This is a genomic window from Roseateles sp. P1_C6 (assembly GCF_056406315.1).
Map to the genome: position 1 here is coordinate 172,532 of NZ_JBFUAK010000009.1, position 24,239 is coordinate 196,770.

The 24,239-nt window shown below is 67.0% G+C and carries 21 protein-coding genes, 1 other RNA gene and 2 pseudogenes; 6 read left to right on the forward strand and 18 right to left on the reverse strand.

Annotation, left to right across the window (positions count from 1 at the left end; translation table 11 throughout):
* Positions 1 to 56: 56 nt before the first annotated feature.
* The 7 genes from rpsA to gyrA form a co-directional block, all read right to left on the reverse strand.
* A complete protein-coding gene (gene rpsA / locus AC1D29_RS20445) occupies positions 57 to 1,772 on the reverse strand; it encodes a 30S ribosomal protein S1 (RefSeq protein WP_477900827.1) in 1,716 nt (571 codons plus the stop codon).
* 165 nt (positions 1,773 to 1,937) lie between these two features.
* Positions 1,938 to 3,938, reverse strand: coding sequence for a bifunctional 3-phosphoshikimate 1-carboxyvinyltransferase/cytidylate kinase (locus AC1D29_RS20450; RefSeq protein WP_477900829.1), 2,001 nt, complete (start codon positions 3,936 to 3,938; stop codon positions 1,938 to 1,940).
* Entirely contained in the window at positions 3,938 to 4,834 is an 897-nt protein-coding gene (locus AC1D29_RS20455; protein WP_477900831.1) for a prephenate dehydrogenase, read from the reverse strand. Before AC1D29_RS20455 ends, AC1D29_RS20450 begins: the two co-directional genes overlap by 1 nt.
* 4 nt (positions 4,835 to 4,838) lie before the next feature.
* Entirely contained in the window at positions 4,839 to 5,936 is a 1,098-nt protein-coding gene (gene pheA / locus AC1D29_RS20460; protein ID WP_477900833.1) for a prephenate dehydratase, read from the reverse strand.
* Positions 5,929 to 7,020 (reverse strand): 3-phosphoserine/phosphohydroxythreonine transaminase, encoded by a 1,092-nt coding sequence (gene serC, locus AC1D29_RS20465; RefSeq protein ID WP_477900835.1) that lies wholly within the window; start codon positions 7,018 to 7,020, stop codon positions 5,929 to 5,931. The genes pheA and serC overlap by 8 nt, the downstream gene beginning before the upstream one ends.
* 11 nt (positions 7,021 to 7,031) lie before the next feature.
* Positions 7,032 to 7,610, reverse strand: a complete 579-nt coding sequence (locus AC1D29_RS20470) for a DUF2059 domain-containing protein (protein WP_477900837.1) — start codon at positions 7,608 to 7,610, stop codon at positions 7,032 to 7,034.
* 1 nt (position 7,611) lies between these two features.
* Positions 7,612 to 10,257, reverse strand: a complete 2,646-nt coding sequence (gyrA, locus tag AC1D29_RS20475) for a DNA gyrase subunit A (protein WP_477900839.1) — start codon at positions 10,255 to 10,257, stop codon at positions 7,612 to 7,614.
* A gap of 263 nt (positions 10,258 to 10,520) precedes the next feature.
* Here gyrA and ompA point away from each other — a divergent pair, with 263 nt between their 5' ends.
* The 4 genes from ompA (at position 10,521) to ssrA (ending at position 13,018) form a co-directional block, all read left to right on the forward strand.
* The gene (gene ompA / locus AC1D29_RS20480; RefSeq protein WP_477900841.1) at positions 10,521 to 11,180 is read left to right on the forward strand and encodes an outer membrane protein OmpA; all 660 of its coding nucleotides are present in this window, start codon (positions 10,521 to 10,523) and stop codon (positions 11,178 to 11,180) included.
* A 74-nt stretch (positions 11,181 to 11,254) separates the two neighbouring features.
* Positions 11,255 to 11,959: a bifunctional 2-polyprenyl-6-hydroxyphenol methylase/3-demethylubiquinol 3-O-methyltransferase UbiG gene (gene ubiG, locus AC1D29_RS20485; protein WP_477900843.1), complete on the forward strand. Its 705-nt coding sequence runs from the start codon at positions 11,255 to 11,257 to the stop codon at positions 11,957 to 11,959.
* A 5-nt stretch (positions 11,960 to 11,964) separates the two neighbouring features.
* Positions 11,965 to 12,633, forward strand: coding sequence for an HAD-IA family hydrolase (locus AC1D29_RS20490; RefSeq protein WP_477901104.1), 669 nt, complete (start codon positions 11,965 to 11,967; stop codon positions 12,631 to 12,633).
* Positions 12,634 to 12,645: 12 nt separating this feature from the next.
* Positions 12,646 to 13,018, forward strand: a transfer-messenger RNA (tmRNA) gene (gene ssrA / locus AC1D29_RS20495).
* Between the two features lie 54 nt (positions 13,019 to 13,072).
* Here the strand turns inward: ssrA and lexA are convergent.
* Positions 13,073 to 13,744 (reverse strand): transcriptional repressor LexA, encoded by a 672-nt coding sequence (lexA, locus tag AC1D29_RS20500; RefSeq protein ID WP_477900845.1) that lies wholly within the window; start codon positions 13,742 to 13,744, stop codon positions 13,073 to 13,075.
* Positions 13,745 to 13,826: 82 nt separating this feature from the next.
* Here lexA and AC1D29_RS20505 point away from each other — a divergent pair, with 82 nt between their 5' ends.
* Positions 13,827 to 14,762: an asparaginase gene (locus AC1D29_RS20505; RefSeq protein ID WP_477900847.1), complete on the forward strand. Its 936-nt coding sequence runs from the start codon at positions 13,827 to 13,829 to the stop codon at positions 14,760 to 14,762.
* Here the strand turns inward: AC1D29_RS20505 and AC1D29_RS20510 are convergent.
* The 4 genes and pseudogenes from AC1D29_RS20510 to AC1D29_RS20525 form a co-directional block, all read right to left on the reverse strand.
* Positions 14,759 to 14,854, reverse strand: a pseudogene (locus tag AC1D29_RS20510) (PEP-CTERM sorting domain-containing protein); the annotation flags it as partial. The gene AC1D29_RS20505 and the pseudogene AC1D29_RS20510 sit on opposite strands and share 4 nt — an antisense overlap.
* Before the next feature lie 108 nt (positions 14,855 to 14,962).
* Positions 14,963 to 16,222: pseudogene (locus AC1D29_RS20515) on the reverse strand (esterase-like activity of phytase family protein); the annotation flags it as partial.
* A gap of 95 nt (positions 16,223 to 16,317) precedes the next feature.
* The gene (locus AC1D29_RS20520; protein WP_477900849.1) at positions 16,318 to 16,752 is read right to left on the reverse strand and encodes an organic hydroperoxide resistance protein; all 435 of its coding nucleotides are present in this window, start codon (positions 16,750 to 16,752) and stop codon (positions 16,318 to 16,320) included.
* A gap of 40 nt (positions 16,753 to 16,792) precedes the next feature.
* Positions 16,793 to 17,284: a MarR family winged helix-turn-helix transcriptional regulator gene (locus AC1D29_RS20525; protein WP_477900851.1), complete on the reverse strand. Its 492-nt coding sequence runs from the start codon at positions 17,282 to 17,284 to the stop codon at positions 16,793 to 16,795.
* A 114-nt stretch (positions 17,285 to 17,398) separates the two neighbouring features.
* Here AC1D29_RS20525 and AC1D29_RS20530 point away from each other — a divergent pair, with 114 nt between their 5' ends.
* Positions 17,399 to 17,761 (forward strand): DUF1304 domain-containing protein, encoded by a 363-nt coding sequence (locus AC1D29_RS20530; RefSeq protein ID WP_477900853.1) that lies wholly within the window; start codon positions 17,399 to 17,401, stop codon positions 17,759 to 17,761.
* 3 nt (positions 17,762 to 17,764) lie between these two features.
* Here the strand turns inward: AC1D29_RS20530 and AC1D29_RS20535 are convergent, their stop codons facing one another.
* Genes AC1D29_RS20535 through queF form a run of 6 tightly spaced genes read right to left on the reverse strand, consistent with a single transcriptional unit; the run spans position 17,765 to position 24,224 of the window.
* The gene (locus tag AC1D29_RS20535; protein ID WP_477900856.1) at positions 17,765 to 19,696 is read right to left on the reverse strand and encodes an ABC-F family ATP-binding cassette domain-containing protein; all 1,932 of its coding nucleotides are present in this window, start codon (positions 19,694 to 19,696) and stop codon (positions 17,765 to 17,767) included.
* Positions 19,693 to 20,553, reverse strand: coding sequence for a 50S ribosomal protein L3 N(5)-glutamine methyltransferase (prmB, locus tag AC1D29_RS20540; protein WP_477900857.1), 861 nt, complete (start codon positions 20,551 to 20,553; stop codon positions 19,693 to 19,695). Before prmB ends, AC1D29_RS20535 begins: the two co-directional genes overlap by 4 nt.
* Positions 20,550 to 21,719, reverse strand: a complete 1,170-nt coding sequence (locus tag AC1D29_RS20545) for a PilT/PilU family type 4a pilus ATPase (RefSeq protein WP_477900858.1) — start codon at positions 21,717 to 21,719, stop codon at positions 20,550 to 20,552. Before AC1D29_RS20545 ends, prmB begins: the two co-directional genes overlap by 4 nt.
* Positions 21,720 to 21,721: 2 nt before the next feature.
* On the reverse strand, positions 21,722 to 22,546 hold the full coding sequence (gene dapD / locus AC1D29_RS20550) for a 2,3,4,5-tetrahydropyridine-2,6-dicarboxylate N-succinyltransferase (protein ID WP_477900859.1): 825 nt from the start codon (positions 22,544 to 22,546) through the stop codon (positions 21,722 to 21,724).
* On the reverse strand, positions 22,546 to 23,736 hold the full coding sequence (gene dapC / locus AC1D29_RS20555; protein WP_477900860.1) for a succinyldiaminopimelate transaminase: 1,191 nt from the start codon (positions 23,734 to 23,736) through the stop codon (positions 22,546 to 22,548). The genes dapD and dapC overlap by 1 nt, the downstream gene beginning before the upstream one ends.
* On the reverse strand, positions 23,733 to 24,224 hold the full coding sequence (queF, locus tag AC1D29_RS20560; RefSeq protein WP_477900862.1) for a preQ(1) synthase: 492 nt from the start codon (positions 24,222 to 24,224) through the stop codon (positions 23,733 to 23,735). Before queF ends, dapC begins: the two co-directional genes overlap by 4 nt.
* Positions 24,225 to 24,239 lie beyond the last annotated feature (15 nt).

Below are 24,239 nucleotides of genomic sequence, written 5' to 3' on the forward strand. Positions count from 1 at the left end.
CGAGCCTGTGGGGAGCATACCCGGCCTCCACAGAGACCGGGCAGGTCAAACAGAGCTTAGTTGCCCTGGTTGTCCAGCTTGGCGCGCAGCAGGGCGCCCAGGCTGGTGGTGCCGGCGTTCTCACGCTCGCTCGACTGGCTCAGGCGCTGCATGGCTTCCTGGTTGTCGGCGTTGTCCTTGGCCTTGATGGACAGCTGGATGTTGCGGGTCTTGCGGTCGATGTTGACGACGATCGCGGTGACTTCGTCGCCTTCCTTCAGCACGTTGCGGGCGTCTTCCACGCGGTCGCGGGAGATTTCCGAAGCGCGCAGGTAGGCCATCACGCCGTCAGCCAGCTCGATCTCGGCGCCGCGCGGGTCGACGGTCTTGACCTTGCCGGTCACCGAGGCGCCACGGTCATTGATCGTGGTGTAGGCGGTGAACGGGTCGCTGTCCAGCTGCTTGATGCCCAGCGAGATGCGCTCGCGCTCGACGTCCACGGCCAGCACGACGGCTTCGACTTCCTGGCCCTTCTTGAAGTTGCGAACGGCGGTTTCGCCGGTCTCGTCCCAAGACAGGTCGGACAGGTGCACCAGACCGTCGATGCCCTGGGCCAGACCCACGAACACGCCGAAGTCGGTGATCGACTTGACCGGGCCCTTGACCTTGTCGCCGCGCTTGACGTTCTCGGCGAACTCTTCCCACGGGTTTGCCTTGCACTGCTTCATGCCCAGGCTGATGCGGCGCTTGTCTTCGTCGATTTCCAGGACCATGACTTCGACTTCGTCGCCCAGCGAGACCAGCTTGCTGGGGGCGATGTTCTTGTTGGTCCAGTCCATTTCGGAGACGTGCACCAGGCCTTCGATGCCCGGCTCGATCTCGACGAACGCGCCGTAGTCGGCGATGTTCGTGACCTTGCCGAACAGGCGCGTGCCCGTCGGGTAGCGGCGGGCAACGCCGAACCACGGGTCGTCGCCCAGCTGCTTGATGCCTAGCGAGACGCGGTTCTTCTCGGCGTCGAACTTCAGGACCTTGGCGGTCAGTTCCTGGCCAACCGTCACGACTTCGGACGGGTGACGGACACGGCGCCATGCCATGTCGGTGATGTGCAGCAGGCCGTCGATGCCGCCCAGATCCACGAACGCACCGTATTCGGTGATGTTCTTGACCACGCCGTTGACGATGGCGCCTTCAGACAGCGTCTCGAGCAGCTTGGCGCGCTCTTCACCCATGGAGGCTTCGACCACGGCACGACGCGACAGCACAACGTTGTTGCGCTTGCGGTCGAGCTTGATGACCTTGAACTCCATGGTCTTGCCCTCGAACGGGCTCATGTCCTTCACCGGGCGCGTGTCCAGCAGCGAGCCGGGCAGGAAGGCGCGGATGCCGTTGACCAGGACGGTCAGGCCGCCCTTGACCTTGCCGGAGACGGTGCCGGTCACGAAGTCGCCGGACTCCAGGGCCGTTTCCAGACTCAGCCACGAGGCCAGGCGCTTGGCCTTGTCGCGCGACAGGATGGTGTCGCCGTAGCCGTTTTCGATGGCGTCGATGGCGACGGAGACGAAGTCGCCGACCTGGACTTCCAGTTCGCCCTGGTCGTTCTTGAACTCTTCGATGGGCACGTAGGCTTCGGACTTGAGGCCTGCGTTGACGACGACGAAGTTGTGTTCGACACGAACGACTTCGGCCGAGATCACTTCGCCAGCGCGCATGTCGGAGCGCTGCAGCGACTCCTCGAACATGGCGGCAAAGGATTCCATGCCGGAGGCTTGGGCGGTTTGGGTTTGGGACATGTGATGGATCCTGATGCGGCGGGGAGCCCCGACGCGGCGTGCAGACGAGCTGCGGGTTAAGTTGTTGACATCGCTGCCCTCAGTGAACAGACGTTCGGAGGGAAGGGCGGCGGGCCGTGGCTTCTCAAGCCTGGACCCTTTTGAAAACTCGTCGGTAACGAGGCGTCAAAAGGGTCGGCGCTGTTGCCACCAATCCAGCACCTGATCCACCGAGGCTTCGATGGACAGCGCCGAGTTGTCGAGCAGCTGCGCGTCCTGCGCGGGTTCCAGGGGCGAGGCCGAGCGGTTCTTGTCCCGTTCGTCCCGCGCCTCCAAATCTTCGCGCAAGCCTTTGATATTAGCCGAAATCCCTTTGGAAATCAATTGCTTATACCGCCGCTCGGCGCGCGTGGCGGCACTGGCCGTGAGGAAGACCTTGAGCGGCGCGTCCGGGAAGATGGCCGTCCCCATGTCGCGGCCGTCGGCCACCAGGCCGGGCAGCCGGCGGAAATCCAGTTGCAGCTGATGCAAGGCCTTGCGCACGCCCGGGTGGACGGCCACCTGGGAGGCCAGCAGCCCGGTGGCCTCGGCGCGCAGTCGCGCGCTGACGTCCTCGTCGCCGAGGAAGACCTGGCCGTCGCGGAAGCTCAAGTCCAGCGTGGGCACGATGGCGGCCACGGCCGCGCCGTCGTCCAGGTCCAGCCCGGCGCGGCGAGCGGCCAGGCCGGTGACGCGGTAGAGCGCACCTGAATCGAGCACGCCAAAGCCCAGCGCCTTGCCGACTTCATCGGCCAGCGTGCCCTTGCCCGAGGCGGTCGGGCCGTCGATGGTGATGACCGGCACGTCCGCCGCATTGACGCTGACGACGCCGAACAAGGTCTCGAAGTAGTCCGGGAAGGTCTTCGCGACGCACTGCGGCTCGAGGATGCGCACCGGCACGGCAGCGTCGGTGACGAGGCCGTTGAAGGCTGCCAGCGAGAAGCACATCGCGACGCGGTGGTCGTCGTAGGTGTGGATGGCCGCGGCTTTCCAGTCACGCAACGGCTGCACGCGGATCCAGTCCGGGCCTTCGTCGACGCTCGCGCCGAGCTTCTTCAGCTCGGTCGCCATCGCGGCGATGCGGTCGGTCTCCTTGACGCGCCAGCTGGCGATGTTGGTCAGCGTCGTCGGGCCGTCGGCGTACAGCGCCATGACGGCCAGCGTCATCGCCGCGTCGGGGATGTGGTTGCAGTCGAGCGTGAGGCCCTTGAGCGGCCATGCGCCGCGGCGCACCTCCAGCCAGTTCGGGCCGGTCTGCACCTGGGCGCCCATGGCCGCGGCGGCCTCGATGAAGCGCACGTCGCCCTGCAGGGATTCACTGCCGACGCCTTCGATCCGCAGCGGCGCGTCCGTCGCCGCGATGGCGCCCAGCGCGACAAAGTAGGACGCCGACGACGCGTCGCCCTCGACGAAGACCTCGCCCGGCGAACGGTAGCGGCTGCCGGCAGGAATGGTGAAGGCTTCCCAGCCATCGCGCTGCACGGCAATACCAAACCGCGCCAGCAATGCCAGCGTGATCTCGATGTAGGGCTTGGAGATCAGCTCGCCAACGACCTCGATGCGGATGTCGCGCTCGGCGACCAGCGGCAGCGCCAGCAGCAACGCCGTCAGGAACTGGCTGGACACGTCGCCGCGCACGCGCACCGGCGTGTCCAGCGCCAGCGTGGACGGGCCGCGCAGACGCAGCGGCGGGTAGCCGGCATTGCCGAGGTCATCGATGGCACAGCCCAGGCCGCGCAGCGCGTCGACGAGGTCGCCGATGGGCCGCTCGTGCATGCGGGCAACGCCCGAGACCTCGAAGTCACCCCCCTGCGTGGCCGCCAGCAGCGCCAGCGCGGCGGTCAGCGGGCGCATCGCCGTGCCGGCATTGCCCAGGAAGAGCTTGGCCTGCTTGGCCAGCAGCTTGCCGCCCAGGCCCACGATGCTGACCGTGTCGCCATCCTGCGCCACGCCGCAGCCCAGCGCGCGCAGCGCGTCCAGCATGACGGCCGTGTCGTCCGACGCCAGCAGGTCACGCACGACGGTGCGGCCTTCGCTGAGCGCGGCGAGCAGCAGCACGCGGTTGGAAATGCTCTTGGAGCCGGGCAGGCGCACGGCACCGGCGGCACCGCGCAGCGGCGGCAGGTCGAGAAAGGGGATCTTGAACATCACTTGCCGGCCGGGCGGCCGGGAGGGACAGCAGGTGAGGGGAGGCTCCAGGCCGAGCGGCCTTCGGCAATGGGCCGCAGCGCGGCTTCCAGCGCCGCGGCGTCGCCGGTTTCGATCAGGGCTTCGAGCTGGTCCAGCATCGTGCGAAAGCGCTTGGACTGCGCCAGCACCTCGTGCTTGTTGGCCAGCAGGATGTCGCGCCAGACAGAGGGGTCGCCCGCGGCGATGCGGGTGAAGTCGCGAAAGCCCGGGCCGGCGAGGCTGAGGTAGTCACGCGCGGCGGGCTGCTCGGCAATGGCCTGAAAGTAGGCAAAGGCCAGCAGGTGCGGCAGATGGCTGACGGCGGCAAAGGCGGCGTCATGGTTGTGCGGGCGCATCTTCAGCACCGTGGCGCCCAGCGCCGACCAGACGTCGGTGGCACGCTGAACCAGCATCGGGTTGGTGAAGGGCTGGGGCGTCAGGATGACCTGGCGGCCTTCGTACAGCGTCGCTTCGGCGTGCTGCACACCGCCCGACTCCTTGCCGGCGATGGGGTGGCAGGGCACGAAGCTGGCGGCCCGCTCGCCCAGCGCGCGGCGCGCGGCTTCGATGACGTCGCACTTGGTCGAGCCGACGTCCATGAACAGCACGCCCGGGTTGACGAGGTGGCGGATCGCCTTGAGCGTGCTTTCGGTGGCGGACACGGGCACGGCAATCAGCACAATGTCCGAGCCCGAGACGGCGAGAAGCGCCGACTCGGCCGCCACATCGATGACGCCCAGTTTCTTGGCCTGCTTGGTCGTCGACGGCGACTTGCTGTAGCCGATGACGCGTTTGACCAGGCCCGCGCGCTTCATCGCCAGCGCGAAGCTGCCGCCCATCAGGCCGCATCCGATCACGCCGAGCTGCTGGAACATGGGCTTAGGCCTTGACGGGGTAGGCCCCGAGCATCTTGAAGAAGGCGCAGGACTCGCGCAGTTCAGCGAGCGCCGCCGCGACGTTGGTCTGGCTGGGGTGGCCGTCGAGGTCGATGTAGAAGTAATAGTCCCACTGACCGGTGCGGGCGGGGCGGGATTCCAGGCGCGTCATGGACACGCCGTGGGTCTTCAGCGGCACCAGCAGGTCGTGCATCGCACCCGGGCGGTTGGGCACCGACACGACCAGGCTGGTGCAGTCGCGGCCCGTGGCCGGCGGCGTGGCCATGGTCTGCGGCAGGCAGATGACGGCGAAGCGCGTGCGGTTGTAGGCCTCGTCCTGGATGGCGTGGGCGGTGATGTGCAGGCCGAACAGCGTCGACGCGCGCTCGCTGCCCAGCGCAGCCCAGGCCGGGTTGGTCGCGGCCAGCCGCGAGCCTTCGGCATTGCTGGACACCGCGCGGCGCTCGACGTCGGGCAGGTGCTTGTTCAGCCAGTTCTGGCATTGCGCCAGCGCCTGCGGATGCGCCAGCACGGCCTCGATGCCGTTCATGGACGGCTCCTTGCGCATCAGGTTGTGGCGGATCAGCAGCGACACCTCACCGACCACGTGGCAGGGCGTGTGCAGGAACAGATCCAGCGAGCGGGTGACGACGCCCTCGGTCATGTTCTCGACGCCGACAACGCCGAACTGCGCGCTGCCGCTGGCGGTTGCGTGGAAGACCTCGTCGAAGTTGGCGCAGTAGACCAGGTCGGCCGCGCCACCGAAGTACTCGATGGCGGCCTGCTCGCAGAACGTGCCGACGGGGCCCAGCACGGCGACGCGCTGAGGCGACTCCAGCGCCAGGCAGGCGGACATGATCTCGCGCCAGATGGCGGCCACATGCTCGCTCTTCAGCGGGCCGGGGTTGGCGGCGCGGATCTTGTCGATCACCTGGGCGACGCGGTCCGGGCGGAAGAAGGGCGTGCCTTCCGCGCGCTTGATCTCGCCGACCTGTTCGGCCACGCGGGCGCGCTGGTTCAGCAGCTCCAGCAGTTGCTTGTCCAGGCCGTCGATCTGGTCGCGCAGCGCGAGCAGGGCCTGGGATGCGACGGGTTCAACCATGGCGGGCCTCGAAATCCTTCAGGAAGGCCACCAGCGATTGGACGCCTTCCAGCGGCATCGCGTTGTAGATGGATGCGCGCATGCCGCCCACCGACTTGTGGCCCTTGAGCTGCAGCAGGCCGGCAGCCTTGGCTTCGGCCAGGAAGCTGTCGTTGAGCTTCTCGTTGCGCAGGAAGAAGGGCACGTTCATGCGCGAGCGGCAGCTGGCGTCGACGCGGTTCTCGTAGAAATCGGAGGCGTCCAGTGCCGCGTAGAGCAGGGCGGCCTTGTCGATGTTGCGCTGCTCGATGGCGGCAAGGCCGCGCTCGCCGGCGTACGCCATGTCCTTGACCCACTGGAACACCAGGCCGGCGACGTAGATCGCAAACGTGGGCGGCGTGTTGTACATGGACTGGGCAGCGGCCACGGTTTCGTAGTTGAAGGCCGTGGGGCAGATGTCCAGCGCGTGGCCCAGCAGGTCCTCGCGCACGAACACCAGCGTCAGACCGGCCGGGCCGATGTTCTTCTGCGCGCCGCCAAAGGCCAGGCCGACACGGCGCCAATCGATGGGGCGAGACAGCAGGTGCGACGAGCAGTCGATGACCAGCGGCACGCCGTTGGTCACGCGTGGCAGTTCGTGGAACTCGACGCCGTCAATGGTCTCGTTGGTGCAGACGTGCACGTAGCTCGCGTCGTCACGCAACGTCCAGTCGCGCGGGATGGCGTGGCCGCCGCCGATGTCGGCCGCGATCTGCACATCGGCGTAGCGGCGCGCCTCGGCGGCGCTCTTGCGCGACCAGGAGCCGGTCACCACCATGTCCACCTTGCCGCCGCGGCTCAGGTTCATCGGCACGATGGCGTTCTCACCCAGGCCGCCGCCCTGCATGAACAGGACGCGATAGTTGGCCGGCACGGCGAGCAGCTCGCGCAGGTCGGCCTCCGCGCGCTCATAGATCGAGATGAACTCCTTGCCGCGGTGGCTCATCTCCATGACGCTCATGCCGCTGCCCTGCCAGTCCAGCATCTCGGCGGCCACCTGCCGCAGCACGGGTTCGGGCAGGGTGGCGGGGCCGGGGGAGAAATTGAACGGGCGGGCAGAGGTCATCGAGGTGGAGGCTACTTCTTCGGCGTGGACGCCGCGGGTTTCGGTGCCGCGGGCGGGGGCTGGATGCCCAGTTGCTTGGCCAGCGTGGCCTGCAGCGTCTTGAGGCGGCCTTCCAGCGTCGGGCCGGCTTCGGCCATGACCTTCTGCGCGACGGCCTTCTGCAGTTCGACGCTGGCCAAGCCGAATTTCTGGCTGACCGGCGATTCTGCCCAGACCACGATCTGCTTCAGTTCGTCCTCGTTGAAGCGTTCGTCCAGCAGCGCCGAAGCCGTGCTGGGAACGGCCTTGGAGATCTTGTCCTTCAGGTAGGGCACGTTCTCGTCGACGAACTTCTTCAGCTCGGCGTCCATGGCCTTGGCCGTGGCTTCGCGCTTCTCCGCCGGCACCTGCTGCAGCGCGGCGCGGCCGGCTTGCATCAGCTGGGGCAGCGGCCCCTGGACGATGTTGGCGGACAGGCCGTCCGCCAGGCCTTGCTGTTGGAGCGCCACGATCTTGTCGATCAGCGCCTTTTTGGCCGGCGAGGGGTCGGCCAGGGCGGTGCCGGCGGCCAGCGCGATTGCGAGGGCCAGGCCCAGCTTGCGAGAAGTCATGTCAGTCCTTGGGAGCTTCGGGGTTGTCACCGGCCTCATCGGGCTCGGCGGAGGCGTCTGCCTCATTGGCGTCGTTCTCGACGATGCGTTGCAGGCCCGACAGCTTGCTGCCGTCGTCCAGGGCGATCAGCGTGACGCCTTGCGTGGCACGGCCCAGCTCGCGGATCTCGCTGACGCGGGTGCGCACCAGCACGCCCTTGTCGGTGATCAGCATGATCTCGTCCTCGGGGCGCACCAGCGTCGCGGCGACGACGCGGCCGTTGCGCTCGCTCTGCTGGATGGCAATCATGCCCTTGGTGCCGCGGCCGTGGCGGGTGTACTCGACGATGCTGGTGCGCTTGCCGTATCCGTTCTCGGTGGCGGTCAGCACGCTCTGCGTCTCGTCCTCGGCCACCAGCATGGCGATCAGGCGCTGGTCGGGCTCCAACATCATGCCGCGCACGCCCCGGGCCGTGCGGCCCATGGGGCGCACGTCGTCCTCGTCGAAGCGCACGGCCTTGCCGCCGTCGCTGAACAGCATCACGTCATGGTGACCATCGGTCAGCGCCGCGCCGATCAGATGGTCGCCCTCGTCCAGGTCGACCGAAATGATGCCGGCCTTGCGCGGGTTGCTGAAGTCCTTCAGCGAAGTCTTCTTGACCGTGCCCATGGCCGTGGCCATGAAGATGAAGTGGTCTTCAGGGAAGGTGCGGAACTCACCGGTCAGCGGCAGCACGACGGTGATCTTCTCTTCGGCCTGCAGCGGGAACATGTTGACGATAGGCTTGCCGCGCGAGTTGCGCGAGCCCTGCGGCACTTCCCAGACCTTGATCCAGTAGACGCGGCCGCGGTTGGAGAAGCACAGGATCCAGTCGTGCGTGTTGGCGATGAAAAGCTGGTCGATCCAATCGTCGTCCTTGGTCGCCGTGGCCTGCTTGCCGCGGCCACCGCGACGCTGGGCGCGGTATTCGCTGAGCGCCTGGCTCTTGATGTAGCCGGTGTGCGAGAGTGTCACGACCATGTCGGTCGGCGTGATCAGGTCCTCGGTGCCCAGTTCCTGCGCGTTGTGCTCGATGACGCTGCGGCGCGCGCCGATTTTGGTCTGGCCGAACTCGGTCTTCAGCTGGATCAGCTCGTCGCTGATGATGGTCGTCACGCGGGCAGGCGTGGCCAGGATGTCCAGCAGATCGGCGATCTGCGACATCACATCCTTGTACTCGCCGACGATCTTGTCCTGCTCCAGGCCGGTCAGGCGTTGCAGGCGCATCTGCAGGATTTCGCTGGCCTGCGAGTCCGACAGCCGGTACAGGCCGTCGGTCTGCATGCCGTACTCCGGCTCCAGGCCGTCCGGCCGGAAGGCGGCGCGGCCGCCCGGCGTCTGGCCTTCGGCGCGGGTCAGCATCTCGCGCACCAGCGACGAATCCCAGCTCTTGGCCATCAGTGCGGCCTTGGCGACCGGCGGCGTCGGCGAGGTCTTGATGGTCTCGATGAACTCGTCGATGTTGGCCAGCGCGACGGCCAGGCCTTCCAGCACGTGGCCGCGCTCGCGGGCCTTGCGCAGTTCGAAGATCGTGCGGCGTGTGACGACCTCGCGGCGGTGCTCCAGGAACACGACCACCATGTCGCGCAGATTGCAGAGCTTGGGCTGACCGTCGATCAGGGCGACCATGTTCATGCCGAAGCTGTCCTGCAGCTGCGTCTGCTTGTACAGGTTGTTCAGCACCACCTCGGGCACTTCACCGCGCTTGAGCTCGATGACGACGCGCATGCCCGACTTGTCGGACTCGTCCTGGATGTGGCTGATGCCCTCGATCTTCTTCTCGTGCACCAGTTCGGCGATGCGCTCGAGCAGCGTCTTCTTGTTGACCTGGTAGGGGATCTCGTCAACGATGATCGACTGGCGCGAGCCCTTGTCGATGTCCTCGAAATGCACCTTGGCGCGCATGACGACGCGGCCACGTCCGGTGCGGTAGCCGTCGCGCACGCCGGCCAGGCCGTAGATGATGCCGGCGGTGGGGAAGTCGGGCGCCGGGATGATCTCCATCAGTTCGTCGACCGTGCACTCCGGGTTCTTCAGCGCGAACAGGCAGGCGTCGACGACTTCATTGAGGTTGTGCGGCGGGATATTGGTGGCCATGCCCACCGCAATGCCGGACGCGCCGTTGACGAGCAGATTCGGCAGCCGGGTCGGCAAAACCAGCGGCTCTTTTTCGCTGCCGTCGTAATTCGGCCCGAAGTCGACGGTTTCCTTGTCGATATCGGCCAGCATTTCATGGGCGATCTTGTCCAGACGGATTTCGGTGTATCGCATCGCCGCAGCGTTGTCGCCGTCGACCGAACCGAAATTGCCCTGGCCATCCACCAGCATGTGGCGCAGCGAGAAATCCTGCGCCATGCGCACGATGGTGTCGTAGACCGCGGTATCCCCGTGCGGGTGGTATTTACCGATGACGTCGCCAACGATACGCGCGGACTTCTTGTACGGGCGGTTCCAGTCGTTGTTCAATTCGTGCATCGCGAAGAGCACGCGGCGATGCACCGGCTTGAGGCCATCTCGGGCATCGGGCAGGGCGCGCCCCACGATCACGCTCATGGCGTAGTCGAGGTAGGAGCGGCGCATCTCCTCCTCGAGGCTGATCGGCAGGGTTTCCTTGGCGAACTGGGTCATGCGGGCTCGATCTCGCGTGCGCGCGTGGTGGCGCGACGTGTGGGGTGGCGAAAGGCGCTAATTCTATGCGGCCCGCTACCCTGTAGCAGCAGCGCAACATCGTCACCGTGCCCATGAACGTAGGCCGCCACAATGCGTCCGTCTCGGTGCCCCCATGGCACAATCGTCGAGTCCCTAGGAGAAACCCTAAAGTCTCTCCTGAGGTTAGAGGTTTGAGTACTGACTCTCGCAGGGCAACTGCGGCATTCCTTGAGAGGAGAATCATGAAGAAACTGAATCGCGTGGCGTCGCTGTTTGCGGTGGCTGCGGTCGCCGCTGTGGCTTCGTCGGCCGCAATGGCCCAGACTGTTGACAACTGGCGCGCTACGGACGGCACCGTTTGGAAGAACGGCACCAACGAATATTGCTGGCGCGACAACTTCTGGACGCCGGCTACGGCTGCCAAGGGTTGCGATGGCGAAATCAAGCCGGCACCGAAGGTTGAGGCGCCCGCTCCGGTCGCTCCCCCGCCTCCGGCTCCGGCTCCCGTGGCTCCGAAGCCTGTGACTCCGCCGCCGGCTCCGGTCAGCGAAAAGGTCACGTTCGCTGCTGACGCCTTCTTCGACTTCGACAAGTCGACGCTGAAGCCCGAAGCTCAGGCCAAGCTGGATGACCTGGTCAGCAAGACCAAGGGCATCAATCTGGAAGTCATCATTGCCGTCGGTCACACAGACTCGGTGGGCAGCGATGAGTACAACCAGAAGCTGTCGATCCGTCGCTCGGAAGCCGTCAAGGCTTACCTGGTGAACAAGGGCGTCGAGCCGAATCGCGTTTACACCGAAGGCAAGGGCGAGAAGCAGCCTGTTGCCGACAACAAGACTGCCGAAGGCCGCGCGAAGAACCGTCGCACGGAAATCGAAGTCGTCGGTACGCGCAACAAGTAAGCTCAGGCGCCTTCGGGCGCTTAGCGCAAAGCCCCGCCGGCTCGCCGTCGGGGCTTTTTTATTTCCAGCACACCATGACGATCAATGCCGACCCGCAAGAGCTCGCCAAATTCGGCGAGCTCGCCCACCGTTGGTGGGACCCCGAGAGCGACTTCAAGCCCTTGCACCAGATCAACCCGCTGCGCCTGGGCTGGATTCAGCAGCTGTGTCCACTGGCCGGTCAGCGCGTACTGGACGTGGGTTGCGGCGGCGGCATCCTGAGTGATTCGATGGCGCGGGCCGGCGCACAGGTGCTGGGCATTGATCTGTCGACCAAGCCGCTGCGCGTGGCCGAGTTGCATGCGATGGAGGCCGGCACCGAGGGCGTCGAGTATCGCGAGATCGCTGTGGAGGCGCTGGCCGAGGAGCAGCCGGCCGGCTTCGACGTCGTGACCTGCATGGAAATGCTCGAGCACGTGCCCGATCCGGCATCCGTCGTGCGCGCCTGCGCCACGCTCGTGAAGCCCGGTGGCTGGGTCTTCCTGTCGACGCTGAACCGCAATGCCAAGGCCTTCCTGCTGGCCATCGTCGGCGCCGAATACGTGCTGAACATGCTGCCCAAGGGCACGCACGAGTACGCGCGTTTCCTGCGGCCATCGGAGCTGGCGCAGTTCTGCCGCGACGCCGGGCTGGAGACGCAGGCGAGCCGGGGCCTCAGCTACAACCCGCTGACACAGCGCTACAGCCTGGGAAGCGACACCGACGTCAACTACCTGATGGCCTATCGCCGCCCGCTGTGAAGCCGCTGGACGCGCGTTGGTCGCACTTGCGTGCGGTCCTGTTTGACCTCGACGGCACATTGATCGACAGCGCCGAGGACCTGGCGCGCGCCGCCAATGCCATGCGTGGTGAACGTGGGCTGAAACCGCTGCCGTTGGCGCAGTACCGGCCGCATGGCGGCTCGGGTGCACGCGGCATGCTGGGCCAAGCCTTCGGCGTAGCGCCGGGGCAGGCGGGCTATGACGAACTCAAACACGAATTTCTGGACCGCTACGAAGGCCTGATGTACGACTGCACGCGGCCCTTCGCCGGTGTGGAGGGCGAGCTGGCAGGTCTGGCCGCGGGCGGCCTTACCTGGGGCATCGTCACGAACAAGGCCGAACGATTTGCGCTGCCGCTGGCGGCCGCATTGCGGCTGGGGGCCGCGACCATCGTCGGCGGCGACACGACGGGCCACACCAAACCGCATCCCGCGCCATTGCTGGAGGCTGCGCGCCGGCTGGGTGTGGCGCCGCAAGCCTGCCTGTATGTCGGCGACGACGAGCGCGACATCCTGGCCGGCCGCGCGGCCGGCATGGCGACCGCTGTCGCGGCCTGGGGCTACATGGGTCCAGAGGCTCAACACGCACGCTGGGGTGCCGATCTTGAGCTGGCTGCACCGGGTGAGCTCTTGAAAGCGCTGGGACTGGCCTAAACTACGCCTCCTGGGGCCGACCTGGTTTCGACGTGGGTGCGGATCCGGAGTAGGGCATGCCGAGCACCAGTTCGCTCGTAAAACCACTGGAAACAAAGTAACTGCAAACGACTCTACGTTCGCACTCGCCGCTTAATTGCGGTTGAGCTTCTCAACGGCAGGCCGATGGGCCGGGCTGAGTTCCGCAAGGGACAAGGCTGAGAAGTCACTCACATCGGCTGGCGATGCGCTGGGTCACTCAGCGTGTTGTGAGATTAAGTGACTGGCGGGAAAGCTAGCGTGCCACTGCGCGAGTTGACCGTGAGATTCAAATCAGCCGGCTAAGCATGTAGATCTGCCCGGTGATGGCTGACGGACGGGGGTTCAATTCCCCCCGGCTCCACCAACCAAAACAAAAGCCCGGTCCAAACGGACCGGGCTTTTTCATTTTCGGTGTGGGTCAGATGAAACCTTGCCCCCGAATCAGTCCGACGGCCAGGCCTTCGATACTGAAATGCTCGCTGCTCTCGTTCACGAGAATGGGCTCGAAATCCGGGTTTTCCGGCAGCAACTGGATACCGTCAGCACCGCGTTTGAACCGCTTCACGGTCACTTCATCACCCACGCGGGCGACGACGATCTGGCCGTTGCGAGCTTCTTTGGCCGACTGAACGGCCAGAAAATCGCCGTCCATGATGCCGATGTCCTTCATGCTCATGCCCTTGACCTTGAGCAGGTAATCGGGCTTTCTGGCGAACAGGCTGGGCTCGACCGTGTAGGTCTGCTCGACATGCTCTTGCGCCAGGATGGGTGCGCCAGCGGCGACGCGGCCGATCAGCGGCAGCGTCAGCTGGGCCAGGCCGGCCAGCGGCAGCATAACCTGACGGGCGCGGTTGACGGCATTCAGCGCGTCGGACTTGAGCCGGATGCCGCGCGAGGTGCCACCTACCAGCTCCAGCATGCCTTTGCGGGCCAGCGCCTGCAGGTGCTCCTCGGCCGCGTTGGCGGACTTGAAACCCAGTTCGGCGGCGATTTCGGCGCGCGTCGGCGGCGAGCCGGTGCTTTCGATCGCATGGCGGACCAGGTCGAAGATCTGCTGCTGGCGGGCGGTAAGCTTGGGTCGGTCTTGCACGGGCGGCCTTTGTCGTCGGGTGCGGGGTTCAAACAGGCTGGAAATCTATCCAGTATCTGTATTTTCATCCAGGAATTCGAAATTGCAAACCCCGAGCGATCTGATCGTCATTCTGGGCACCGGCGGCACGATCGCCGGCACGGCGCGTGACGCGAGCGATGGCGTCGGCTACACCGCGGCGCAACTGCGCGTGGAGGACTTGCTGGCGGCCGTGCCAGCCTTGAAATCATGCCGGTTGGAGGCCCGCCAGGTCGCCCAACTCGACAGCAAGGACATGGATTTCTCCAGCTGGCAGCGGCTGGCCGCCGAGGTGCAAGCGCAGCTCGACCGCGCCGAAGTGAACGGCATCGTCATCACGCATGGCACGGACACGCTGGAGGAAACGGCTTATTTCCTGCACCGCGTGCTGGCGCCGGCCAAGCCCGTCGTACTGACCGCGGCGATGCGGCCGGCGACGGCACTGGCACCGGACGGGCCGCAGAACCTGTTCGACGCGGTGCAGGTCGCGGCGGCGCCGGGCGCAGCGGGCGTCGTGGTGGCGTTTGCGGGCCGCGTGCATGACGCCGTGCAGGTGCGCAAGACGCACAGCTACCGCGTCGACGCCTTCGAATCGACGGACGGCGCGTTGGTGGCGCGTGTGGAGGAGGGCGTCGTCAGGCGCGTGGGCCGCTGGCCGACGGCTGAGGCGCTGGGCCTGTCCCGCATCGCCAGGCCTGCGCCGCAATGGCCACGTGTCGACATCGTGCTGAACCACGCGGGTGCGGACGGTCGGGTCGTGCGGGCGCTGGTGGACGCCGGGGTGGACGGCATCGTCGCGGCCGGCACTGGCAACGGCACGTTGAGCGAGGCGCTGGATGCCGCCTTGCGGGAGGCCGAAGCCCGCGGCGTGAAGCTGCTGCGCAGCACCCGCTGCGACGCCGGACCGGTGATGGACCTGCCCGGCCTGCTGCCCAGCGCCGGGCCCTTGAGCCCCGTGAAGGCCAGGATCGAGCTGATCCTGGCGCTGCTGGCGGCTTAGGCCTTGCGGCGACGGCGTGCCATCCAGCCGATGGCGCCCAGGCCGGCGGCCAGCATCGCATAGCTGCTCGGCTCCGGCACCGCGGCCGTGATGCCTTGCTGCACGAGGTTGCCCTCGAAGGCGAAGACGTAGAACTGGTTGCCATACGTCAGGGCCGTCGAGCCGCCGTTGGGAACGGCGCTGCTCAGGAAGTCGTTGTCGTTGGACAGGTAGAGCGTGTGCATCGACTTGCCGTTGACGACCACGTCCTCGCCGAAGGCAATGCCCTCGAGCTTGGACGGGATCTGCGCGTCGGGGATGCCGGCGGCGTTCAGCGCGGCCCTGATGTCAAGGAAGCGCGTGCCGACGATGGCGGCCGCAGGCTGCGTGCGCAGGTCGGTGATGGCGCTGACGTCGGCGGCGCCGGTCAGGTCGATCTTGACGAGCTGCTTGACGGCGGCCTTGGAGCCCGGGGAGCCGTCGCCCAGGCCCTTGCCGTCACGCTCCAGCACGACGAGTTCGTGGTCGTTCAGCGCCAGCAGTTCGCTGCTGTTGTAGGCCTTGCCGTTGATCTGGTTGTCGAAGGCGAACTGGCTGACGATGCCGGTGGCGATGTCGATCTTGACGATGCGGTTGTAGCGGCCGCCATCGCCGCCGTCCTGGGCCAGCGGGCTTTGCATGAAGCCGAACAGCGTCTTGCCATCGGGCGAGATGGCCAGGCCTTCCATGCCCTTGTTGGCGACGCGGCCCGTGGTGTTGCCGGAGATCTCGGTCGCACCGGCGCTGCTGAGGTTGGTCGCCGCGAAGCTGCTGGGCAACGCGAAGCTGCGGATGCGCTCGCCGGTCGCGCGGTCGAACTGGTAGACGTAGGGACCGTACTCGTCCGAGACGAAGACGCTCTTGCCGTCGTTGGAGACGCGCAGGCCTTCGGGGTCGAGGCGGGCGTTGTTGGGGTTGGTGGACAGGCCCGCAGCGAAGTTGTCCGAGCGGCCGGAGAAGTATTGCTTGCTGCCGGCGGGCAGCAGGTTGCTGTTGACGATGCCGGCGAGCGTCGGCGCCTTGGCACCGTAGGTCAGCGCGGTCGTGCTGGACAGCAGCGTCGTGGCCTGCAACGTCGTCTGCAGCGTGTAGGGCAGCGCGCCGCCGGGCGTGGCGACGAGGCTCAGCTGCAGCGTGTGGAAGCGGCTGATGAAGGAGGTGGTGTTGTCCAGCGACGAGCCGCCGGCCCAGGGCTCGGCATTGGGGCCGCGGTCGGGGAGGGCCAGGAAGGTGTTGCCGCCCGCCCAGGCCAGGCCGGAGCCGACGCCGCCGAGTTGGTTGGCCGCGATGCCGCTTTCCAGCGAGTAGTTCAGGCCCGACAGGTCGCTCAGCGCGCTGCTGAGGCTGCCCACGCCGATCAACACCGGCTCCGCCGCATGGGACGGGGCGGCAAGGGCCAGCAGGGCGCTGGCAAGCACGGTGGGAAGGAAGCTGGGGCGCATCGCGAGTCTCCGTAAGGATTGGAAAACCCGCGATGCTGGCCGGCCGCTGTGACGCCGTCGTGACGGATGTCACGAACCGGCACCTGCGGCAGGGATCAGACGATGGTCAGCGTGACGTCGACGTTGCCGCGGGTCGCGTTCGAGTACGGGCAGACCTCGTGGGCGGTGGCCACCAGGGCTTCCAGCGCGGCGCGCTCCATGCCCGGCACGGAGATCTTCATGTCGACCTGGATGCCAAAGGCGCCCGGCTTGTTGGCGTGCGGGCCGATGGCGACATCGCTGGTGATGGACACCTCGGCTGGCAGGCTGATCTTCTGCTTGCCGGCGACGGCCTTCATCGCACCGATGAAACAGGCCGAGTAGCCCGCCGCGAACAGCTGCTCGGGGTTGGTGCCGGTGGCGCCGTTGCCGCCCAGTTCCTTGGGCGTCGTCAGCGCGAGGTCCAGCACGCCGTCGGACGACTTGGCGGTGCCGGCGCGGCCGCCGGTGGCAGTGGCGGTGGCGGTGTAGAGGGCTTTTTCGATGGCCATGGTGGGCTCCTTTGGGGTGATGTGGTGGGACGGGAAGAAATCAGTCGGCCGCGTCGCCGGCCTGGCTCAGTTGCTGGCGCAGCGTGTGCAGACGCTGCGTCAGCGCGACGAGTTCGTCCAGTTCGCAAGCGCTGGCGCAGGCGAGCTGGTTGGGGATGTCCAGGGCCTGCGTGCGCAGCTGGCGGCCCACGGGCGTCAGGAAGATGTCGACACGGCGCTCGTCGTCCGTGGCGCGGCGGCGTTCGATGTGGCCCAGCAGCTCCAGCCGCTTGAGCAGCGGGGTCAGCGTGCCGGAGTCCAGCGACAGGCGCTGACCGAGCTGCGAGACGCTGACGCCGTCGCCCTCCCACAGCACCAGCATGACGAGGTACTGCGGGTAGGTCAGGCCCAGCGGCGCGAGCAGCGGCTTGTAGATCTTGGTCATGGCCAGCGAGCTCGAATACAGCGCGAAGCACAGCTGGCGGTCCAGCCGCAGCCACTGATCGCGGGGATCGGCGGTGACGGTGGCGGCGTTGGTGCGGGGCATGGGCATTAATGTAGCCAGCAATTCAATTGCACACAAGTTAAATGGTCTTTTGGGAGACACGCGACGCTAGAGCGATCTGCGAGGATGCGCCACCCCCCAACAATGACGAGGAGAGAGACGATGCAGATGGTGGCGATAGCTCTGGCCGCGCTGGTGGCGCTGCTGCACCTGTATTTCCTGGTGCTGGAAATGTTCTTCTGGACCAAGCCGCTGGGCCGCAAAGCCTTTGGCCTGGACAAGGACTTCGCCGAGAAGAGCAAGGCGCTGGCGGCCAACCAGGGGCTGTACAACGGCTTTCTCGTGGCCGGCCTGGCGTGGGGCCTGATGCAGGGCGCCGCGGGAGCGGGCAAGCCCTGGCTGGTGTTCTTCCTGGGCTGTGTCGTCGTGGCCGGTTTGTTCGGCGCGGCCACGGCCTCGCGCAAGATCCTGTTCGTGCAGGCGCTGCCAGGCGCGTTGGCGCTGGCAGCAGTGCTGCTCAGCTGACCTTCAGCTGAGCGCCTCGATCTCCTCGCCCAGTTCCAGCCAGCGCGCCTCGTCGGCCTCCAACTGGTCGGAGATCGCCTTCAGCCGCTTGCCCATCTCGGCAATGGCCGAGGCGGCCGCGCCTTCCGCCAGCTGCGCCTCGATGCTGGCGCGTTCCTCGGCCAGTGCATGCAGGCGCTTGTCGATGGCTTCCATCTCCTTGCGCAGCGGACGCGTCTGATCGGCCAGCTTGGCGCGGGCCTGGCCTGAGGCCTTGCGATCCTCGCGCACCGCGGGTGCCGGTGCGGGGGCGGCAGCCACCACCGGTGCAGGTGCCGGCGCCGACTGCTTCTTGGCGGCGCGTGCCGCCTCCTTGCTCTGGTCCAGCAGCCAGCGCTGGTAGTCGTCCAGGTCGCCGTCGAACGGCTTGACGACGCCGTCGGCCACCAGCCAGAACTCGTCGCAGACCTCGCGCAGCAGCGCACGGTCGTGGCTGACCAGCATGACCGTGCCCTCGAACTCGTTGAGCGCCATCGACAGCGCCTCGCGGGTGTTCAGGTCCAGGTGGTTGGTCGGCTCGTCCAGCAGCAGCAGGTTGGGGCGTTGCCACACCAGCATCGCGAGTACGAGGCGCGCCTTCTCGCCGCCGGACAGGCTGCCCACCTGCTGGTTGACCATGTCGCCGGTGAAGCGGAACTGGCCCAGGAAGTCGCGCAGCTCCTGCTCGCGGCCGGCCGGGCCGACCTCGCGCGCCAGGCGCACCATGTGCTCCAGCGGGCCTTCGTCCAGACGCAGCACGTCCAGCTCCTGCTGGGCGAAGTAGCCGATGGACAGGCCCTTGCCCTGCGTCAGCCGGCCGGCCAATGCGGGCTGGGTGCCGGCAATCGTCTTGACCAACGTGGACTTGCCCTGGCCGTTGGCGCCCAGGATGCCGATGCGCTGGCCGGCCAGCACGGAGCGGTCGACGTTGCGCACGATGGTGGTCGTGCCGTAACCCGCCGACATCTCATCGAACATCAGCATCGGGTTGGGCAGGTTCAGCGGTTCGCGGAACTCGAAGTTGAAGTCGGCGGAGGCGAGCACCGGCGCCAGCCGCTCCATGCGCTCCAGCGCCTTCACGCGGCTCTGCGCCTGCTTGGCCTTGCTGGCCTTGGCCTTGAAGCGGTCGATGAACTTCTGCAGGTGGGCGACGCGGTCCTGCTGCTTGGCGAAGGCGGCCTGCTGCAGGACCATGCGCTCCGCGCGCTGGGTCTCGAAGCTGGTGTAGTTGCCGCCGTAGCGCACCAGCTTGCCTTCGTCCAGGTGCAGCGTGACCTTGGTGATCGCGTCGAGGAATTCGCGGTCATGGCTGATGATGATCAGCGTGCCGTCGTAGCGCTGCAGCCAGGCTTCCAGCCAGACGAGGGCGTCCAGGTCCAAGTGGTTGGTGGGCTCGTCCAGCAGCATCAGCTCGGCCGGGCACATCAGCGCGCGGGCCAGTTGCAGGCGCATGCGCCAGCCGCCGGAGAAGCTGTTGACCGGCGCGTCGAGCTGCTCGGTCTTGAAGCCCAGGCCCATCAGCAGCGCCTGGGCGCGCGAGCGGGCGTCGAAGGCGCCGACGTCGGCCAGCAGCGCATGCGCATCGGCCATCGCGTGGCCGTCGTTGGCGGCCTCGGCGGCGTCCAGTGCGGCACGGGCGGCCACCAGCGGCAGGTCGCCTTCGAGCACGTAGTCGGTGGCGCCGTCGTCGGTCTCGGGCATGTTCTGGGCGACCTCGGAACGGCGCCAGTGCTTCGGCACCTCGACCTCGCCCTTGTCGTTGCCCAGGCGGTGCGTCAGCAGCGCAAACAGGCTGGACTTGCCGGCGCCGTTGCGGCCCACGAGGCCGATCTTCTCGCCGGGCTGCAGCGTGGCGGACGCGTTGTCCAGCACCACCTTGACGCCGCGGCGCAGCGTGATGTCGCGCAGCGTGATCATTGCAGGGCCTCCTTCGTCAGCAGGAGAACTTGGTCGGCACCGGCGGAGGTCTCCAGCCAGACGGTTTCAAGCGTCGGGAATGCGGCCTCGAAGTTCTCGCGCTCGTTGCCGATCTCCAGCACCAGCACGCCGTCGTCGGTCAGCGCTGCGGGCGCGGCTTTCAGCAGCTCACGGATGAAGTCCATGCCGTCGCTGCCGCCGGCCAGCGCCAGTTCGGGCTCGGCGCGGTACTCGGCGGGCAGGGCGGCCATGCTGGTGCTGTTCACGTAGGGCGGGTTGCAGAGGATGAGGTCATAGGGGCCTTGCGAACCGGCCAGGCCGTCGCCTTGCAGCAGGCGGATGCGCAAGGCCAGGTTGTGGCGCTCGACGTTCAGCTTCGCCACGGCGAGCGCGTCGGTGCTCAGGTCCAGCGCGTCGACTTCAACGTCGGGCCAGGCCATCGCGGCCAGCACGGCGAGGCTGCCGTTGCCGGTGCACAGGTCGAGCACGCGGCGGCTGTCCGGGTGCAGCCAGGGGTCGATGCTGGCGTCGGCGATCAGCTCGGCGATGAAGCTGCGCGGCACGATGGCGCGCTCGTCGATGGTGAAGGGCACGCCTTGCAGCCAGGCCTCGCCGGTCAGGTAGGCAGCGGGCTTGCGGGTGGTGATGCGCTCATCCACCAGCGCGGCGACGGCAGCCTGCTCGGTCGCTGTCAGCTCGTGGTCGGCATGCTCGTCCAACGCGTCCATCGGCAGGCCCACGCGCCACAGCACCAGCCACGCGGCCTCGTCGAAGGCGTTCGTCGTGCCGTGGCCAAAAAACAAGCCCGCCTGGTCAAGGCGGGCGGCTTGGGTGGTGATGCAGTCAATCAGTTTCAAGAGGTGCGCACGTCGAGCGTGATTTCGGTGAAGCTGGCTTCGTCGCCAGCCTTTTCTTCCTTGCGTGGCGTGCTCATCAGGCGCTGGCCGGGCGCCTCGTTCTGCAGACGCCACAGCAGATTGGTCGGCGAGTCGGCGAAGGCCAGGCCTTCCTCGCGGGTGATGGTGCCGTCGGTGATGAGCTTGGCGAAATGCTCTTCGTAGGTCTGCGAGCCCTCGGCGATGGACTTCTCCATCGCCTCCTTCACGCCGGCGAAGTCGCCGTTCTCGATCAACTCGGACACCAGCTTGGAGTTCAGCAGGATCTCCACCACCGGCACGCGGCCGCCGGCCGTGGCGCGCACAAGGCGCTGCGACACGACGGCCTTCAGGCCGGCCGCCAGGTCGTTCAGCAGCGCCGGCCGTGACTCGGGTGTGTAGAAGGACAGGATGCGGTTCAGCGCGTGGTAGGTGTTGTTGCCGTGCAGCGTGGCCAGCACCAGGTGGCCCGACAGCGCGTAGCTGATGGCCGCCGTCATCGTGTCGCGGTCACGGATTTCGCCGATGAGGATGCAGTCCGGCGCCTGGCGCAGCGCGTTCTTCAGCGCGATCTGCAGCGATGCGGTGTCGCGGCCGATCTCGCGCTGGTTGACGACCGAGCGCTTGTTGCTGAACAGGTATTCGATCGGGTCCTCGATGGTGAGGATGTGCCCGGTCATCGTCTGGTTGCGCATCTCCAGCATGGACGCGAGCGTCGTGCTCTTGCCGGTGCCGGTGGCGCCCACCATCAGAATCAGGCCGCGTTTTTCCTTGATCATCTGGCCCAGCACCGGCGGCAGCGCCAGGCTCTCCAGCGTCGGGATGTCGTGCGGGATGTGGCGGAACACGCCGGCGATGGAGCCGCGCTGGCGGAAGCCCGACAGGCGGAAGCTGCCCACGCCGGACACGCCCACGGCCATGTTCAGCTCCCCCGTGCTGTCCAGTTCCTGCAGGCTGCCGGGGTCGATGACCTCGGCGATCAGCTGGCGCGGCTGTGGCGGCGTCAGCAACTGGTCCGACAGCTGCACGGTCTGGCCGTTGATGCGGATCAGCACCGGCATGTTGGCCGACAGATAGCAGTCCGATGCACCCTTGTCGGCCATCAGCCGCAGGATGCGCTCCATGTTGCCGGCGCTGGGGCTGCTCATGATCAGGCGCGCAGCAGTTCGTTGATGCTGGTCTTGGAGCGCGTCTGGGCGTCGACACGCTTCACGATGATGGCCGCGTACAGCGAGTAGCGGCCGCCATCCTTGGGCAGCGAGCCCGAGATGACGACCGAGCCGGCCGGGATGCGGCCGTAGCTGACGGTGTCGGTCGCGCGGTCGTAGATCGGCGTGCTCTGGCCGATGTAGACGCCCATCGAGATGACCGAGTTCTCCTCGACGATGACGCCTTCGACGACCTCGGAGCGGGCGCCGATGAAGCAGTTGTCTTCGATGATGGTGGGGTTGGCCTGCAGCGGCTCCAGCACGCCGCCGATGCCGACGCCGCCGCTGAGGTGCACGTTCTTGCCGATCTGCGCGCAGGAGCCGACGGTGGCCCAGGTGTCGACCATGGCGCCTTCGTCGACGTAGGCGCCGATGTTCACGTACGAAGGCATCAGCACGACGTTCTTGGCCTGGAAGCTGCCGCGGCGCGCGACGGCCGGTGGCACGACGCGCACACCGCTGGCGCGCAGCTGCTCATCGCTCCAGCCGGCGTACTTGGTGGGCACCTTGTCGAAGAAGGTCAGTTCCTTGTCGCCCATGATGCGGTTGTCGTTCAGGCGGAACGACAGCAGCACGGCCTTCTTGACCCACTGGTGCACCGTCCACTGGCCCACGCTCTCGCGGGTGGCCACGCGCAGGCGGCCCGCGTCCAACTCGGCGATGACGTGGTCGACGGCCTGACGCACCTCGGGCGCGTTGACGGGATCCAGAGACGCGCGGTTGTCCCAGGCGAGGTCGATCAGGCTTTGCAGGTCAGTGGTGTTCATCAGCGGGATTTCGTGAAAGAGACGATGCGGCGGGCGGCTTCGAGGCATTCGGCCTCGTCGGCCACGAGGGCCAGGCGGATGCGCCCGGCGCCGGGGTTGCTGCCGTGGGCGTTGCGGGCCAGCAGGCTGCCCGGCAGGACCACGAGATTGTATTGAGCGAGCAGCGCTTGGGCGAAGGCGATGTCGTTACCGTCGGGTACAGCGGCCCACAGGTAGAAGCCTGCATCGGGCAGGGCCACGTCCAGCGCGCCGGCCAGCAGCGGCGTGACCTCGGCGAACTTCCTGCGGTAGCGGGCGCGGTTCTCGATGACATGAGCCTCGTCGCCCCAGGCCGCGATGCTGGCCGCCTGCACGATGGGGCTCATCGCGCTGCCGTGGTAGGTGCGGTAGAGCAGGAACTTCTTCAGCAGCGCCGCGTCGCCCGCCACGAAGCCCGAGCGCAGGCCCGGCACGTTGGAGCGCTTGGACAGCGACGTGAACGCGATCAGGTTCTTGAAGTCATGCCGGCCGAGCTTGGCCGCGGCTTCCAGGCCGCCCAGCGGGGCTTCGTCGCGGAAGTAGATCTCCGAGTAGCACTCGTCAGACGCGATCACGAAGCCGTGGCGGTCGCTCAGCTCGAAAAGGTTCTTCCATTCGTCCAGCGGCATCACCGCGCCGCTGGGGTTGCCCGGCGAGCAGACGTACAGCAACTGCGTGCGCGCCCAGGTCGCGGCATCGATCTGGCCCCAGTCGACGGCGAAGTTGCGCGCCGGGTCCGAGTTGGCGAAGGCCACGTCGGCACCGGCCAGCAGCGCCGCGCCTTCGTAGATTTGATAGAAGGGGTTGGGACAGACGACGACTGAGCCGGGGCGGCTGCCGTCGACGACGGTCTGCGCGATGGCGAACAGCGCCTCGCGCGAACCGTTGACGGGCAGCACCTGCGTCAGCGGGTCCAGCGTCAGGTCGTAGCGGCGGGAGATCCAGGCCGCGATGGCTTCACGCAGCGCCGGCGTGCCGGCCGTGGCCGGATAGCCGGACAAGCCCTTCATCGCGCCCTTGATGGCCTCCTCGATGAGGGCCGGTGCGGCATGGCGGGGTTCGCCGATGCCCAGCGAGATGGGCGCGAAGTCGGCGCTGGGCGTGATGCCGGCCGTCAGCTCGCGCAGTCGCTCGAAGGGGTAGGGCTGAAGCCTGTCCAGCAAGGGATTCATTGGCCCAGCATCCCCGACTCGAAGCCATGCGCTGGCAGGTCCACGCGCGGTGCCGGCGCCCAGCCGGCCTTGCGGTGCTCGGCGACGATGTTGGTATAGATGCCGCCGCGCACATACCACTTGGCCGTGATGCGGATGAAGCGCGGGTCGGTCACCTTGATGATGTCGTCGAGGATGGTGTTGGTGACCTTCTCGTGGAAGGCGCCCTCGTTGCGGTAGCTCCAGAAGTACATCTTCAGGCTCTTGAGCTCCACGCAGAGCTCGTCCGCAATCATGTCGATGGTGAAGTGCGCGAAGTCCGGCTGGCCGGTCAGCGGGCAGTGGCAGGTGAACTCGGGCACCTGGAACTGGATGACGTAGTCGCGTTCCGGGTTGGGGTTCGGAAAGACCAGGATGTCCTTGCTCGGCTTGGTCGGCGGGTTCTTGGGCACCTCGCGCATCTTGGGCTTCTTCTTGAGGGCGGGGGCGGCGGACTTCTTCGTGGCCATGGTGCAGGGGCAATC

Coding starts and splice junctions, on each gene's coding strand:
- AC1D29_RS20455 (WP_477900831.1), bottom strand. CDS start 4,834: ATGTTCCAGCAGCTCGGCGTGATCGGATGCGGCCTGATGGGCGGCAGC.
- AC1D29_RS20545 (WP_477900858.1), bottom strand. CDS start 21,719: ATGAGCAGCCCCAGCGCCGGCAACATGGAGCGCATCCTGCGGCTGATG.
- AC1D29_RS20470 (WP_477900837.1), bottom strand. CDS start 7,610: ATGACTTCTCGCAAGCTGGGCCTGGCCCTCGCAATCGCGCTGGCCGCC.
- AC1D29_RS20450 (WP_477900829.1), bottom strand. CDS start 3,938: ATGTTCAAGATCCCCTTTCTCGACCTGCCGCCGCTGCGCGGTGCCGCC.
- rpsA (WP_477900827.1), bottom strand. CDS start 1,772: ATGTCCCAAACCCAAACCGCCCAAGCCTCCGGCATGGAATCCTTTGCC.
- AC1D29_RS20525 (WP_477900851.1), bottom strand. CDS start 17,284: ATGCCCATGCCCCGCACCAACGCCGCCACCGTCACCGCCGATCCCCGC.
- queF (WP_477900862.1), bottom strand. CDS start 24,224: ATGGCCACGAAGAAGTCCGCCGCCCCCGCCCTCAAGAAGAAGCCCAAG.
- pheA (WP_477900833.1), bottom strand. CDS start 5,936: ATGGTTGAACCCGTCGCATCCCAGGCCCTGCTCGCGCTGCGCGACCAG.
- AC1D29_RS20530 (WP_477900853.1), top strand. CDS start 17,399: ATGCAGATGGTGGCGATAGCTCTGGCCGCGCTGGTGGCGCTGCTGCAC.
- dapC (WP_477900860.1), bottom strand. CDS start 23,736: ATGAATCCCTTGCTGGACAGGCTTCAGCCCTACCCCTTCGAGCGACTG.
- ubiG (WP_477900843.1), top strand. CDS start 11,255: ATGACGATCAATGCCGACCCGCAAGAGCTCGCCAAATTCGGCGAGCTC.
- ompA (WP_477900841.1), top strand. CDS start 10,521: ATGAAGAAACTGAATCGCGTGGCGTCGCTGTTTGCGGTGGCTGCGGTC.
- serC (WP_477900835.1), bottom strand. CDS start 7,020: ATGACCTCTGCCCGCCCGTTCAATTTCTCCCCCGGCCCCGCCACCCTG.
- AC1D29_RS20520 (WP_477900849.1), bottom strand. CDS start 16,752: ATGGCCATCGAAAAAGCCCTCTACACCGCCACCGCCACTGCCACCGGC.
- AC1D29_RS20535 (WP_477900856.1), bottom strand. CDS start 19,696: ATGATCACGCTGCGCGACATCACGCTGCGCCGCGGCGTCAAGGTGGTG.
- gyrA (WP_477900839.1), bottom strand. CDS start 10,257: ATGACCCAGTTCGCCAAGGAAACCCTGCCGATCAGCCTCGAGGAGGAG.
- dapD (WP_477900859.1), bottom strand. CDS start 22,546: ATGAACACCACTGACCTGCAAAGCCTGATCGACCTCGCCTGGGACAAC.